At 65.7% G+C, this 14,171-nt stretch carries 16 protein-coding genes; 5 read left to right on the forward strand and 11 right to left on the reverse strand.

Annotated elements, in window-relative coordinates:
• Positions 1–15: 15 nt before the first annotated feature.
• The 7 genes from QA642_RS10870 to QA642_RS10900 form a co-directional block, all read right to left on the reverse strand.
• On the reverse strand, positions 16–843 hold the full coding sequence (locus tag QA642_RS10870) for an ABC transporter permease (protein WP_283084653.1): 828 nt from the start codon (positions 841–843) through the stop codon (positions 16–18).
• Positions 840–2,102, reverse strand: coding sequence for an ABC transporter permease (locus tag QA642_RS10875; protein WP_283084654.1), 1,263 nt, complete (start codon positions 2,100–2,102; stop codon positions 840–842). Before QA642_RS10875 ends, QA642_RS10870 begins: the two co-directional genes overlap by 4 nt.
• 22 nt (positions 2,103–2,124) lie before the next feature.
• Complete coding sequence (locus QA642_RS10880; RefSeq protein WP_283084655.1) at positions 2,125–3,183, reverse strand: ABC transporter substrate-binding protein; 1,059 nt, start codon at positions 3,181–3,183, stop codon at positions 2,125–2,127.
• A gap of 49 nt (positions 3,184–3,232) precedes the next feature.
• A complete protein-coding gene (locus QA642_RS10885) occupies positions 3,233–4,342 on the reverse strand; it encodes an ABC transporter ATP-binding protein (RefSeq protein ID WP_283084656.1) in 1,110 nt (369 codons plus the stop codon).
• Positions 4,343–4,465: 123 nt separating this feature from the next.
• Complete coding sequence (locus QA642_RS10890) at positions 4,466–6,034, reverse strand: DUF4403 family protein (RefSeq protein ID WP_283084657.1); 1,569 nt, start codon at positions 6,032–6,034, stop codon at positions 4,466–4,468.
• 129 nt (positions 6,035–6,163) lie between these two features.
• Positions 6,164–6,802: a PQQ-binding-like beta-propeller repeat protein gene (locus QA642_RS10895; RefSeq protein ID WP_283084658.1), complete on the reverse strand. Its 639-nt coding sequence runs from the start codon at positions 6,800–6,802 to the stop codon at positions 6,164–6,166.
• Positions 6,803–6,831: 29 nt separating this feature from the next.
• Positions 6,832–8,052, reverse strand: coding sequence for a helix-turn-helix domain-containing protein (locus QA642_RS10900; protein WP_283084659.1), 1,221 nt, complete (start codon positions 8,050–8,052; stop codon positions 6,832–6,834).
• 157 nt (positions 8,053–8,209) lie between these two features.
• Here QA642_RS10900 and QA642_RS10905 point away from each other — a divergent pair, with 157 nt between their 5' ends.
• Both QA642_RS10905 and QA642_RS10910 read left to right on the forward strand, forming a co-directional pair.
• Positions 8,210–8,989 (forward strand): DUF899 domain-containing protein, encoded by a 780-nt coding sequence (locus QA642_RS10905; RefSeq protein WP_283084660.1) that lies wholly within the window; start codon positions 8,210–8,212, stop codon positions 8,987–8,989.
• Entirely contained in the window at positions 8,982–9,257 is a 276-nt protein-coding gene (locus QA642_RS10910; protein WP_283084661.1) for a hypothetical protein, read from the forward strand. Before QA642_RS10905 ends, QA642_RS10910 begins: the two co-directional genes overlap by 8 nt.
• 17 nt (positions 9,258–9,274) lie before the next feature.
• On the opposite strand, the gene QA642_RS10915 is transcribed toward QA642_RS10910, so the two are convergent.
• On the reverse strand, positions 9,275–9,772 hold the full coding sequence (locus QA642_RS10915) for a GNAT family N-acetyltransferase (RefSeq protein WP_283084662.1): 498 nt from the start codon (positions 9,770–9,772) through the stop codon (positions 9,275–9,277).
• Entirely contained in the window at positions 9,769–10,254 is a 486-nt protein-coding gene (locus tag QA642_RS10920) for an Lrp/AsnC family transcriptional regulator (protein ID WP_283084663.1), read from the reverse strand. The genes QA642_RS10915 and QA642_RS10920 overlap by 4 nt, the downstream gene beginning before the upstream one ends.
• 132 nt (positions 10,255–10,386) lie before the next feature.
• Here QA642_RS10920 and QA642_RS10925 point away from each other — a divergent pair, with 132 nt between their 5' ends.
• Positions 10,387–10,782, forward strand: coding sequence for a nuclear transport factor 2 family protein (locus QA642_RS10925; RefSeq protein WP_283084664.1), 396 nt, complete (start codon positions 10,387–10,389; stop codon positions 10,780–10,782).
• Positions 10,783–10,794: 12 nt separating this feature from the next.
• Here the strand turns inward: QA642_RS10925 and QA642_RS10930 are convergent, their stop codons facing one another.
• Both QA642_RS10930 and QA642_RS10935 read right to left on the reverse strand, forming a co-directional pair.
• A complete protein-coding gene (locus QA642_RS10930; RefSeq protein WP_283084665.1) occupies positions 10,795–11,214 on the reverse strand; it encodes a c-type cytochrome in 420 nt (139 codons plus the stop codon).
• A gap of 92 nt (positions 11,215–11,306) precedes the next feature.
• Entirely contained in the window at positions 11,307–12,023 is a 717-nt protein-coding gene (locus QA642_RS10935) for a L,D-transpeptidase (protein ID WP_283084666.1), read from the reverse strand.
• 271 nt (positions 12,024–12,294) lie between these two features.
• On the opposite strand from QA642_RS10935, the gene QA642_RS10940 reads away from it, so the two are divergent.
• On the forward strand, positions 12,295–13,347 hold the full coding sequence (locus tag QA642_RS10940) for a glycosyltransferase family 1 protein (protein ID WP_283084667.1): 1,053 nt from the start codon (positions 12,295–12,297) through the stop codon (positions 13,345–13,347).
• A 32-nt stretch (positions 13,348–13,379) separates the two neighbouring features.
• Positions 13,380–14,069 (forward strand): methyltransferase domain-containing protein, encoded by a 690-nt coding sequence (locus QA642_RS10945; protein ID WP_283084668.1) that lies wholly within the window; start codon positions 13,380–13,382, stop codon positions 14,067–14,069.
• The last annotated feature ends 102 nt before the right edge of the window (positions 14,070–14,171 follow it).

Below are 14,171 nucleotides of genomic sequence, written 5' to 3' on the forward strand. Positions count from 1 at the left end.
GAGGAGCGCAGCCTCTCAACTGCCGCCCTTGAGCCGCTCGTTGCGCCGGCGAAGGCCTTCGAGGGTGGCGAGGAGCATGATCGAGACTGTCGTCAGGATCACCGCCGCGGCCGTGATGGTCGGGCTGATGTTTTCGCGGATGCCGCTGAACATCTCGCGCGGCAGGGTGCGCTGCTCGGGCCCCGCCATGAACAGCACGATCACCACTTCATCAAAACTGGTCGCGAAGGCGAACAGTGCGCCGGACGCGAGCCCCGGCAGGATCAATGGCAGGATCACGCGGCGGAACGCTTGAAGCGGCGAGGCACCGAGCGAGGCGGCGGCGCGCGCGAGGTTGGTGTCGAAACTCTGCAGCGTCGCGCCGACCGTGATCACCACAAAAGGCGTCGCCAGCGCAGTGTGGGCCAGGATCAAGCCGAGATAGCTGCCGGTGAGGCCAATCGGCGCGAAGAAGAAGTACAGGCCGACGGCGGTGATGACGCCGGGCACGACGACCGGCGACAGCACGAAGGCCAGCACCAGCGGCTTGAACCGGCTCTTCCACTGCGCGAGCCCAAGAGCTGCCAGCGTGCCGAGCACCATCGACAGCAGCGTCGAGGCGATGCCGATGATCATGCTGTTCTTCAGTGAATTCATCCAGCGCGGCGAATTGATGAAGTCGTCGTACCAGCGCAAGGAGAGGCCCGGCAGCGGATAAGTGAGGTACGAGCTGGAACTGAAGGACAGCGGCATGATGGCGAGGATCGGCGCGATCAGGAAGATGAACACCATCGTCGAGATGGCGATGGTCGCGATCCATGCGATGCGCTGGCTGGGTGTGCGGAGTGAAGGATTGTCGCTCAATTCTTCATGCCTCCCGTGACCTGCTGGCCCTGCACCAGCTTGCCGTAGACGAGCGCGAGCAGAAGTGTGGCGAGCAGCAGCACCGCGCCCAACGCCGAAGCGAGGCCCCAATTGGCGGTCTCGGTGGTATAGAGCGCGATGAAATAACTGATCATCTGATCGGCAGCACCGCCGACGAGGGCCGGCGTGATGTAGTAGCCGAGCGCCAGGATGAAGACGAGCAGGCTTCCCGCGCCGATGCCGGGCAGGGTTTGCGGCAAATAGATCCGCAGGAAAGCGGTGAGGGGCGCCGCGCCAAGCGAGGCGGCGGCCCGCATGTACGCGGGCGAGATCGCCTTCATGCTGCTGTAGAGCGGCAGGATCATGAACGGCAGCAGCACGTGGGTCATGGCCACGCAGACGCCGAAGCGGTTGTAGATCAGGCGGAGCGGCTCGTCGATGATGCCGAGCCAGTGCAGGCTGTCGTTCACGACACCCTTGCTCTGCAACAGCACGATCCAGGCGCAGGTGCGGACCAGCAGCGAGGTCCAGAATGGCAGCAGCACGAAGATCATCAGCAGGTTCGACCGGCCCGGCGGCAGCACCGCCAAGAGGTATGCGACCGGGAAGCCGAGGATCAGGCAGAGTGCGGTGACACCGAGGCTGATCAAGAAGGTGCGGGCGAAGATGTCGCGATAGATCGCCTGATCCGGTGGGGCCGCGACGATCGCCCCGTCCGCGTTTCGCGTCAGGTCGAGCGCCGCCAGAAGGTAGAAGCCGGTCACGGGGCCGCTGGCGTCCTTGATCGTCGTCCAGGTGCTGCGCTCGCGCCAGGCCGGGTTTATCTTGCTCAGCGTCTCCTTTGCAGTGCCGGGCTCGGGCACGGGTTTGAGATTGCGTGCCGTGCTTGTCAGGATCGTGCGAAAGCCGTTCAGGGCATAATTGAGCCGCTTGGCCGCAATGGCGATGGTGCCGCCGGCGCGCGCTGCCTGGATGTCGCTTGCCAGCGCCGCATAGGCCTTTTCGTCCGGCAGGCCCTTGCCGTCCCAGTCGGCGAGAGCAGCGATGGTTTGCGGCAGAACCTGGCGCACCTCGCGGTCATCGACCGCGCGCCATAGCATGCCGGCGATGGGCCCGGCGAAAGTGAAGAGCAGGAAGACGAGAAGCGGCACTACCAGCGCCAATGCCTTGACCTGACGTGTCCGCTCCGCACGCCTCAATCGGCGCTTGAGAGACACCTCGGTCGACGCATTGGCGCCGGTCAGGAGCGCGTCCGTCATTAGTCGAGCCTTGCAGGGTGCGCTATTTCGCGGCCCATTTGTTGAAGCGCTCGGTCAGGCGGTCGATGTTCTCGAGCCAGAAGCCCTCGTTGATCTCGACCGCGTTCTTGATGTTGTCAGGCGCCGTCGGCAGGTCCTTCAGGACGGCGGGCGCAAGCCGTCCGGCGGCGTCCTTGTTGGAGGTGCCATAGGCGATGTTCTCCGACAGCTTCGACTGGTTCTCCGCCTTGCCGGCAAAATCCAGGAACTTGTAGGCGGCGTCCTTGTTCGGGCTGCCCTTCAGGATGACCCAGCTGTCGAGGGTGAAGAGCGCGCCGTCCCACACCATGCCGAAGTTCTTCTTCTCGTTCTTGTTCGCGGTGTCGATGCGGCCATTGTAGACCGAGGTCATCACCACCTCGCCGGAGGCAAGCAGTTGCGGCGGCTGGGCGCCGGCCTTCCACCAGACGATGTCGCCCTTGATGGTGTCGAGCTTCTTGAAGGCGCGCTCGACGCCTTCGTCGGTCGCCAGCACCTTGTAGACGTCCTTCGGCGCGACGCCGTCGGCCATCAGCGCGATCTCAAGCGTGGTCTTGGGGCCCTGACGCAAAGCGCGCTTGCCGGGAATCTTCTTGGTGTCGAAGAAGTCGGCCCAGCCGCTCGGGGCGTCCTTCAGCTTGTCCTTGTCGTAGCCGAGCACGAAATCGTAGAGGATGGCGCCGACGCCGCAAGCGTTGACCGACGGCGGGATGTAGGCGGCCTCACCGCCGATCCTGGAATAGTCCATCTTCTCGAACAGGCCTTCCTCGCAGCCGACCGCGAGCTCGTCGCTCTCGACCTGGACGACATCCCAGGTGGCCGCGCCGCCCTGCACCTTGGCGCGCAACACGCCGACGCCGCCGTCCCAGGACTCGTCGTTCATGGCGATGCCAGCGGTCTTCTTGAAGGGCTCGAAATAGACTTTCTTCTGCGCGTCCTGATACGCGCCGCCCCACGACACTACGGTGAGGTCACGTGCCTGCGCGACCGTCGCCAGCGCAGCGCTGGCGCTGAACGCCGCGGCGAACCCCAGAGCAATCTTGCCAATCTTGCGCTTCAGCATGGTCCTTGTTCCTTCTTCATGTGCGTTGCGTCGAGTGTTGATCGCTGGATCAGACGGGATCGAGGGCGAGGCAGTCCTCCGGACGGAAGGTGACGAAGACGTTTTCGCCGGGTGTCAGGCCCTCATGCGCACCCGGCTGAAGCTTGACCATGAACTCGGCGTTCCCCGAGACATCGAGCACGGCCAGCGCGTGGTCGCCGAGATAGATCGTGTTCTGCACCCTGGCCGGCAGTCGGTTCGGTCCATCGCTGGAGGCGCCATCCGCGACAATGGCGATCCGCTCCGGCCGCACCGACAGGGAGGTCGATGCGCCCGTACCTGAGACGTTGACTGCGCGTGCGGTCACGGCGCCGCCACCAGCGAGCGCAACCCGGCAATAGGTCTTGTCGATCGTCTCGACGGTGCCGGCGAGCACATTGTTCTCGCCGATGAAGTGGGCGACAAAACTGTTCACCGGACGCTCATACAGCGCGTCGGGCCTGTCGATCTGCTGCACGATGCCGTCGTTGAACACGGCGATGCGGTCCGACATGGTGAGCGCTTCGCTCTGGTCGTGGGTGACGTAGACGACGGTGATGCCCATCGTCTCGTGCAGTTGCTTGATCTCGAGCTGCATCTGCTCGCGCAGGCGCTTGTCCAGGGCGCCGAGCGGCTCGTCCATCAGCACGAGCTGCGGATTGAAGACCAGCGCGCGGGCCAGCGCGACGCGCTGCTGCTGACCGCCGGACAGCTGCCCGGGCCGCCGCTGCGCCAGCGTTTCCATCTTGATCATGCGCAACGCCGCGCCGACGCGTTCCTGCGCTTCGGCCTTGCCGGTTTTGCGAACGGAGAGCGGGAAGGCGATGTTCTCCGCGATCGTCAGGTGCGGAAACAGGGCATAGTTCTGGAACACCATGCCGATGTCGCGCTTGTGGGGCGGCACATTTTTGATCGGCCGGTCCGCGAGGTAGATCTCGCCCTGGGTCGGTACTTCGAAACCGGCCAGCATCATCAGCGTGGTCGTCTTGCCCGAGCCCGACGGGCCGAGCAGGGTCAGGAACTCGCCCTTCTTGATGTCGAGATCGAGGTTCTTCACCACGAGGTGCTCGCCATCATAGGTCTTCTGAATGCCGGAAAACCGCACCAGTGCCGGCGCAGGCGTCACCATGCCGGCTTCCATCTCGTCCTCGCGTCAATCAGCTACAGTGCTGCCAGCACCTCGTTCGAGGTTGCGTGAAACAGCTTAGCATCCTGCGACGAGAATGCCAGCCGCGCAAGCGACGAGAGAGCGCGCAAAGGCCCGCTACATCCCCGACAGCTTGCTCACGTACACGTTGAGCGAGCCGCCAGCTTCCGCGACCACGCGAAGCGTCTTGGAGTCGAAGGCGATGCCGGCAAGCGTCAGGCTGTCGATCTTGGCATCGACCTTGAGGCCGTCCTCGCTCTTCTGATAGTCGGCGATCGCGGCCGCGATCTTCTCGCGCGCGTTGGCGGCGATCGGCTTCAAATCGAGCGTCGCCTTCTGCACCAGCGCCTGCTGCATCTGCGGCACCACTGCGCGCGCGGCGGCGCCGAGCAGGCCAAAGGCCGCCTCGGATTCGACCGCGAGCTCGATGTCGGCGAGCCGCAAGGTCTGCTGGGCCTGGTCGAGCATCGGCCGGCCCCAGATGTGCACGGTCGCCTCGGCGCCGAGGCCGAACCAGCTCTTCTTTTCCTTGGCGCGGACCAGCAGCGAGATCAGCAGGCGCTCGCCTGACGGGATCACGTTGACGCTCTTCACCGTGACGTCCACCGGGCCGGAGCCGTCCTCGGGATAGGTGTGGCCGACCATCTGCGCCGCGATCAGCTTGTTGATCTCGGTGAAGGGCACGTCGATCGGCACGCCGATGTTCACGCCCGTGCCGGTCGGCGGCACGATCGAGATTTTTTCGGGGAACGGGCAGTCCGGCTTGGACGGCGCAGATGTGACGCGCGTCTCGAGCTCGAGCCCGAGCAGCAGCGTCACGGCCTGCGCATCGACGCGCGGCTGCGCCGCGATGGCGCGGGTCGGCTTCATCTCGAGCCAGAGCGGCGGCAGCGCGGCCGAGCTGCCTGAGCCTTGCAGCGGAATCGAGCGGCAGGCCTTGGCCCATTGCAGCTTCGCATTCTCCCGCAGCGAGGGATCGTTGCGGATGCGCTCGGAGACGGCGTTGATCTGCTCGCCGACGGTCTTGTCGATCAGCGGCTTGACCTGCGCGGGCACGTTGACCTTGGCGCCGGAGACGTTGAGGTTGGTGTCGCCGAGATTGACCTGGGCGCCGAGATTGGGCTCGAGGTGCCAGGCGGCGGCAAGCTTCGGGCGCGAGGTGACGACCACGTTGCCCTTGATCTCGGCGCTGGCGTTCAGATTCTTGATGTTGACCGCGCCGATCCGTTTCGCCGCGTCGCCGCCGAGCACGCTGCCGAGCGCATCGCCGAGTGCGCCGGTGGCCTTGGACGACAGCGAGCCCGTGACGTTCAGCTTGCCGCTGAGCGGCGTCGAGATCGTCAGCACGTCCTTGTCGCCGGTGGCCGCCATCGGGCCGCGCACGGCGGACCAGCCGATGTCGGCGTTCTCCAGGATCTGCGAGATCGGGTTGTCGGCCTTGCCGGCGAAATTGCGCGGCGCGGCTCGCTCGGCCTGCTCGCGGATCGCCGACAGCGCGATCGCGACCGGCGCCACCACGATCGAGCTCTTCGCGACCGGCGGCAGCGGCGGCAGCTGCGCGACCGGCGGTGCCGAATTCGTCGCGCGCGGCGACAGGAAGTCCATCGCCTTCAGGCTGATGAAGAACGACGCCGCGAGCACCGCCGCGGCGATCAGGATAGTCTTCAGGTTCAACGTCAGACGCATCAATCCCCCAAGCCGCCCCGGCGGGGATTTTACAGGGCGGGCGAGGAGGGCGCTAGAGCGCACCGATGGGGTGGAATTGGGGCAAATGTGTTAACGGTTGCTAACGCGCCGTTGCCGCGCATCGCGGGCCTAGGCGCGCCGCGGACGGCGGACCGCCCTTACATTGCCGCGATCTCCGCCACCGCAGTAGAAGCGATCCCCGCCGTCGGACTCAAGGCCCGAGACCATGGTGCCTGCGGGCAGGTCGAGCTGCTCCAGCACCTTGCCCGTGTCAGGATCGATCCGCCTGATGTCGCTGTCCTCGCCTTCCCAGGTGCCGTGCCAGAGCTCGCCGTCGACCCAGGTGACGCCGGTGACGAAGCGCTTGCTCTCGATGGTGCGGAGAACCTTGCCGGTTTCGGGATCGACCTGATGGATCTTGCGCTCGCGATATTGCCCGACCCAGAGCGAGCCCTCCGCCCAGGCAAGGCCGGAATCGCCACCGCCGCCGGGCGCGGGAATCGTGCCGAGCACCTTGCCGGTCGCGGCATCGATCTTCTGGATGCGGTCCTCGGCGATCTGGAACAGGTGGCGGCCGTCAAACGCCGTTCCTGCGTGCGCGGCGACATCGATCGTGCGCGCGACCTTGCCGCTGGCGGGATCGATCGCATTCAATCTGTCGCCGGATGCGAACCAGACATGGGTGCCGTCATAGGTGACGCCGTGCACGGCCTCGACACCCGCAAACGGCCCGTACTCCCTGACGATCTCGGCGGCTGAACGTTTCATGCGCATGGTCCCTGTGATGTGCTGCGACCTTACGTCCTCAGCAGCGGCGTGGGGAGTAACAAGCCTGTCGGGAAACCCGGGACAGGCGGGGTCATCCAGCGCCGCGCCCGTCCATGTCCGAACGACTGCACCTTGTTCGATCGCGCCAGCTCGTCGAGCGCCCGCTGCACGGTGCGCGCGCTGGTTCCGAGCGCCAGCGCGAGCGCCGAGCTCGACCACGGCTCGCCGTCGGCGAGAAAGGCGAGGACGGCCGCGTGCTTCTCCTCGACGGGCCGCGCCAGCACGAGAATGTCGCGCGTCTTGCGTGGCGCCAGCACAAAACCCTGCTTCGTCGCGCTGATCTCGGCCAGCGGTTTCAGCTTGGTGCGAAGCCGCCCGATCTCGACGCGCAGCCGCGCGCGATGCGATTCATCGGCGTGCTTGGCCCGGAACGCTCCTGATATCAGCATCTCTCGCGAGACATCCGCAGGCCAGGCCTGGGCCAGGAGACGCGCGAGCGCGAACAGCACCGGGCGGGTCCCGAACGACACGGCGACGCCTTGCCGGCGCACGACGTGATGGAAGGTGTCCACGACGAGCGCCGTCGAGGTCGCCAGTCTTTCGACCTCTCCCAGCAACAACGGGTGTTCGCTGCCGCCCGCGATCAGGCGGGCGGCCGGCGTGTCGAGGATGAGGTTCGCGCTGTCGACCTCGGCCAGGAGCGCCGGGATCTTCGCCTGCCGCGCTGCGCGCGCCGCGCGGCCGAGCGCCGCGCGCGCGTCCTTGGTTTTGAGCCGCCTGATTGCGATGCCGGCGGCGACGAGTTCGCGGATGGCCTGAGACGCAGGCGGAAGCGGGGGAGCGCCAAGGCCGGCCAGCGTCCGCTCGGCCTCGTCGACGCGTCCGACGAGGAGCAGGCGCCGCGCCTCGATGTGGCCCGCATGCGCGGCGTTGGCGAGATCGCCGTGCTGTTGCAGCGTTGCGCGCGCGGCCGCGAGCGCCTTCACCGGCCAGCTCAGGTCGCGCGAGACCAGCGCAATCTCGGCCTCGGCCACGACGCATCTTGCCCGCGCCACCGCCTCGCGCGGACCGAACGCGCGCGCGGCGTTCCGCAGCAGCGCCTTCGCCTTGGCGAGATCGCCGAGCTGCGCCATCGCGATGCCGCGCAGCGCGAGCGAGGGGGCGTCGTTGCGCAGCGCCACGCGGTTCAGCGCGCCGAGCGGATCGCCGGCCTCCAACGCACGCGCCGCGGCCGTGATCAGCGATTCCATTCAAATCCCGCCACACTTGTTACTCCCACCGCGCAACCGCGAGGTGCCAGAAATCGTTGACGGCCGACACGATGCGGCAAAGGGGCGAGCGGTTCCGCGTCTGGGAGACGCGGAAGGGCCGTCCAAAGAAGACGTCAAGCAAGAGTTTTGGAGAACCATGATGACTTCAGCAGACAAACAGACCGCCATGCAAACACCGCCGGTGGTGTCGCCGCAGGACTGGGAGGCCGCCCGTCAGCAACTGCTCGTGAAGGAAAAGGCGCACACCCGTGCCCGCGATGCCCTGGCCGCCGAGCGCCGGCGCATGCCGTGGATGGAAGTGACCAAAACTTATGCGTTCGAGGGGCCCGGCGGCAAGGTCAGTCTGACTGATCTGTTCCAGGGCCGGCGGCAGTTGATCGTGTACCGCGCCTTCTTCGAGCCCGGCGTGTTCGGCTGGCCCGATCATGCCTGCCGGGGCTGCTCCATGGTGGCCGACCAGGTCGCCCATGTCTCGCACCTGAACGCCCGCGATACCACGCTGGTGTTCGCCTCGCGCGCGCCGCAGGTCGACATCGCGAGGCTGAAGAAGCGGATGGGCTGGGAGATCCCGTGGGTCACCGTCACCGACAGTTTCGACAAAGATTTCGGCGTCGACGAATGGCACGGCACCAACGTGTTCTACCGCGACGGCAACCGCATCTTCCGCACCTATTTCATCAAGAGCCGCGGCGACGAGCAGATGGGCGGCACCTGGAACTATCTCGACATCACCCCGCTCGGCCGCCAGGAGGTCTGGGAGGATTCGCCGGCAGGCTATCCGCAGACGCCGACCTACAAATGGTGGAACTGGCACGACAGCTACGCGGAAGGTGCTGCGCCCGACAAGAAATGGGTCGAAGTCACGGACGCCGGCGAAAAGGCGTTTCGCAAGGAGGCCGCGGAAGGCCGTGACTAGTCCCGTCAGCGCAACCGCCGGCGCAGGCCGCGATGGCGTCGTGGCCGTGCGCCACCTCGCCAGATGGCTCGGTTTGGCAGCCACGCCGACCTTCGCGATCATGGCCGTGCTGACCGCCGCGCTCGGCGGCGGCCCGGCGGACATGCTGTGCGGCGCCGGGCAGGGGTCTCTGCTCGGCGGCATGGTGCCGATGTATCTCTTGATGAGCGCGTTTCATTCGGCCGCGTGGCTGAAGCTGATCTCGGAGCGACGACGCGCCATCCGGTGAGAACCGGATGGCTTTTGTCACTTGCCGCTTCGGTTAAAGAACAAGGCCATCAGGATCTCATCGAAGTATCGGCCGTCCAGCTTGAGGGCTTCCACCTCGCGGCCGTACTCAACGAACCCGGCGGCCGTGTAGAGCCGGATAGCGGCCGCATTCTCGCTGACGACGGCAAGCTGGAGCTGTTCGACCCGCTCTGCGGCATGTGCCGCAAGCGCGTCGACGAGACGTCGCGCCACGCCGGATTTTCGCGCGTGGGGGCGTACATACATGCCCCAGAGAACGGCCTTGTGCTCGGTCTTCGCGCCTTCTTGCCGCCAGAAGCCGGCGACGCCGACAAGCTCCTCCGCGATAAAGGCGCCGAAGACGTCCGACGTCGTGAGACGCTCCTCGAACCAGGCAAGCGGCTTGTCCTGCTCGCGCGCGAACGTGCTGGCAAAGGCCTCGAGATGCGCGGCGAGGGCTTCCAGCCTGATGGCGCGGTAGAGAGCCGCATCGGTTGGCGTGAGCAGTCGGATCATGACGAAGCCAGGTGCGCCAGCGGCAGGGGCGCTCCGGCCTTGAGCGTCTGCAGCGCGATGCTGCTGCGAACTTCCCGCACGATCGGCAGATTGAGCAGCTTGTCGACGAGGAAGCGCTGGTAATCCTCGAGCTCGGGCACGACGATCTCGAGGAGATAGTCGGCTTCGCCGGAGACGAGGTGACAGGCTACGACCTCGGGCATGGCAACGACGGTCCTCTCGAAGCCCAGCGCCTGGTCATTGGCATGGCCGTTGATCTTGACGCCGAGGAAGGCCGAGAAGCCGAGCCCGAGGCGGCTGCGCCGCAGGGAGGCGCGGTAGCCATCGATATAGCCGTCCCGTTCCAGCCGCCGCACCCGACGCAGGCAGGGCGAGGGCGATAATCCGACCTTGTCCGCCAGCTCGATGTTGCTCAATCGTGCATTGGTCTGGAGTTCGGTGACGATGCGCCGGTCGATCGCATCCAGCTCGCATTTTGGCATGAACCGCATCCTGTTGGATCGAGAAGGGCGCAATATTGCGCCCGAGCCGTCGAGACTAGCGCAGTTCGCAAGGACATGCCTCGGCTTTCCGTGGGATGGATTGCTCCGATCTTGTTGCTGATGGAGTGAGCCATGACCGAAGATGTGACCGTCGCGCCTCTGCTGGAGGCGGTCGAGCGCTACTTCACCCTGATGTACGACAACGACGTTTCGCAGTTCGATCGCGTCTTCGCGCCGACCGCGCAGCTCCACGGCTTGCGCGATGGCGAATTGCGGCTTCTGCCCGTTAGCGACTACAGGGCGATGCTGGCCTCGGCCCCGTCGCCCAAATCAAAGAATGCTTCGCGCCTTCAGGAGATATTGCTGATCGATCTGGCGTCGCCAGCGCAAGCGCTCGTGAAGGTGCGTGTTCGGATCGATTTGCTCCAGTACGTTGATTATCTGGCGTATCACTGCATCAAGGATACCTGGCTGATCACCGCGAAATCGTTTCATGTGGAGCGACGGTATGAGCCCGCCAGCACCTAGAGCCCCGCAATCCTATTGCCCACCCGCCGCCTGCAGATAGGCAACGACCTTGGCCGCTTCCTCAGCCGAAACGCCGCCATAGGGCTGCATCCTGTTGCCGGACACGACCTCGTCCGGCTTGACCATGAAGCGGGTGAGCTTGTCCTGATCCCAGACGAAGCCAGCGTCCTTCATCGACGGAGAGTAGTTGTAGTCCGGCAGTGCGCCGGCCTTGCGGCCGACGATCTTGTTGAGGTTGGGGCCGAGACGGTTGTCGCCTTCCTTCACCGAGTGGCAGGTGCGGCAGGAATTGTTGAAAGCCTGTTGTGCTGCCTCGTCGCTTGCCGGCGGCTGCGCGAGCGAGGAGGGGACGGACAGGAGCAGCGTCAATGCTCCGGTGTATGCGATCGCACGCAACCATGTGCCCGGCGAGGTTTGCATCTGCGCCTCCATCGCGCCGCAACAGGCGCGCGCGTGATGTCGAGGGGCAAACGAAAACGGCCCCGGAGGGTTCCGGGACCGTTTGCGTCAGAATGTCCTGTCGGTTAGCGCGTCGCGGCGCCGAGGTCGGCGCGGCGCTCCGACATCGGCAGCACGATCACTTTGGTGCCGACGTTGACGCGGGAATAGAGGTCGGTGACGTCTTCATTGGTCATGCGGATGCAGCCGGAGGAGACGTGCTTGCCGATGGTCTCGGGCGCGTTGGTGCCGTGGATGCGGTAGATGGTGCCGCCGAGATACATGGCGCGGGCGCCAAGGGGATTGCCGGGGCCGCCGGCCATGTGGCGCGGCAGATAGGGCTGGCGGGCAATCATCTCCGGCGGCGGGGTCCAATCCGGCCACTCGGCCTTCTTGCTCACCGACTGGATGCCGGACCAGGTGAAGCCATCGCGGCCGACGCCGATGCCGTAACGCAGCGCCTGGCCGCCTCCGAGCACGTAATAGAGATAGGTATTGGGCGTATCGATGATGATGGTGCCCGGCGCCTCGCGCGTCGCATAGGAGACGGTCTGGCGGCGGAAGCGCGCCGGCATCTCGACCGCGTCCTGATCCTCGGACGGCGCGGTCTGATAGGTCGGCGCCTGGTAGGGCTGATAGGGCTGCAGCGGCTGCGGTGCGGCCATCGGCGGCAGCGGCTGGAAGAACGGGAAGAGCTGCACCGGCGCGGCCTTGGCTGCACCTGCGAATGCGATTGCGGAGATCGCGACTGCGCCAAAAGCAACGGCGCGCGAATACGTCTTGAACGTGTCCAGATTGAACATTGATCGCCCCTGTTTGCTCGGTGTGATGCCACCGCGGCACCGTTTCGGTGCTCCGTTGCCTAAATCCCTAACGGAAAGAAGTTTCGGGACGTTTGCGCGGAAAACCGAAAACGGTTTCGTCGCGGCAAGGATTGTTTCATGACAGTTTCGTGGCCCGGCGCGGCTGTTAACCAACAAAACAGCGGGCCGACATTTATGTGACGTCACACGCCTGAAATATCCTTGGTTGATGGTCCTAAGCCGAGAATCATCAACCTCTCGGGATTTCCCCATGCGGGTATTAATCGCGACTGACGCCTGGCATCCGCAGGTCAACGGTGTGGTCCGCACCCTGACTTCGCTGGCGAACGCGGCCAAGGCGCTCGACGTCGAGATCGACTTCCTCACCCCGGACGGCTTTCCGTCCTGGCCGCTGCCGACCTATCCGGGCCTGCGCATCGCGCTGCCGAACTCAAAGGAGATCGCGCGGCGGATCGAGAAGGCGGCGCCTGACGCGCTGCACATCGCGACCGAAGGGCCGATCGGCTGGGCCGCGCGCGCCTATTGCCGCCGCAACCGCCTGGCGTTCACCACCTCCTATACGACGCGTTTTCCCGAATACGTCTCGGTGCGGACCGGCATCCCGGCCGCGGTCGGCTATGCCGTGCTGCGCCACTTCCACGATGCCGCCGCCATGACCATGGTGGCGACGCCTTCGCTGCGCCAGGAGCTGTCCGAGCGCGGCTTCAAGCGGCTCGGCTTCTGGACGCGCGGCGTCAACACCCAGCTGTTCCATCCCGACAGTCCCGCCAAGCTCGACCTGCCGCGCCCGATCTTCATGACCATGGGCCGTGTCGCGGTGGAGAAGAACCTCGACGCGTTCCTCTCGCTCGACTTGCCTGGCACCAAGGTCGTCGTCGGCGACGGGCCGCAGAAGGCGGCGCTGGAGAAGAAGTATCCGGATGCCGTCTTCCTCGGCGAGAAGAAGGGCGCGGACCTCACCGCGCATCTTGCAGCGGCCGACGTCTTCGTCTTCCCGAGCCTGACCGACACCTTTGGGGTCGTGCAGCTCGAAGCACTTGCCTGCGGCACGCCGGTTGCGGCGTTTCCGGTCACGGGCCCGAAGGACGTCATCGCCGATCATCCGATCGGCGCGATTGATCATGACCTGCGTACCGCGTGCCTGCGCGCGCTCACCATGTCGCGCGAGACCTGCCGCAACTTCGCGCTGGAGCGCTCCTGGGAGAACAGCGCGCGCCAGTTCGTCGGCAATCTCACCTCACTTCAGCCCAGCCGCGTCTTGCGCGCCTCGCCTGTCATGGCGCGGCGACCGGTGCGCGGTTGATCATACTTTGACCCACAGCGAGAACCTCATCGATGGCTAAGATCATGAACCTTGACGGCACCCAGCAGCTCGACCTCACCCGTGGCTCGGTCGAGCAGGCCTATGACCGCTGGGCGCCCGTTTACGATCTCGTGTTCGGCGGTGTGTTTGCCAAGGGCCGCCAGGCCGCGATCGCAGCCACCAACAAGATCGGTGGCCGCGTGCTCGAAGTCGGCGTCGGTACCGGCATCTCGCTGCCGCTCTATGCCCCGAACCTGCGCATCTTCGGCACCGACATTTCGGACGCGATGCTCGACAAGGCGCGCCGCCGCGTCAGCGAGGGCAAGCTGAAGAACGTCGAGGGACTCGCGGTGATGGATGCCGAGAAGCTCGAATTCCCCGACAATTCCTTCGACGTCGTGATGGCGCAGTACGTCGTCACCGCCGTGCCGAATCCGGAGAAGGCGCTGGACGAATTCGCCCGCGTGCTGCGTCCGGGCGGCGAGCTGATCATCCTGACCCGCGTCAGCGCCGACACCGGCATGCGCCGCTTCATCGAGCAGAAGCTCCAGCCGGTGGTGCGTCCGCTCGGCTTCCGTACCGCCGAGTTCGCCTGGTCGCGTTACGCGAAATGGCTGGCCGGCGCGCACGGTATCGAGCTCGCCGAGCGCCGTCTGATTCCGCCGCTCGGCCACTTCTCGCTGGTGCGCTTCCGCAAGGTCGACGTCGCCAAGGCAGCCTGAGTTCAGGCTGCGTCAGAGCGGCGGTGCGATCCGCCGCTCACGCGTCCGCGTGCGTCATCGCGTCGCTGCACATCGTCATATGACAAAATGATGATGTCACAC

The sequence above is a fragment of the Bradyrhizobium sp. CB2312 genome, assembly GCF_029714425.1.
Lineage (GTDB): Bacteria > Pseudomonadota > Alphaproteobacteria > Rhizobiales > Xanthobacteraceae > Bradyrhizobium.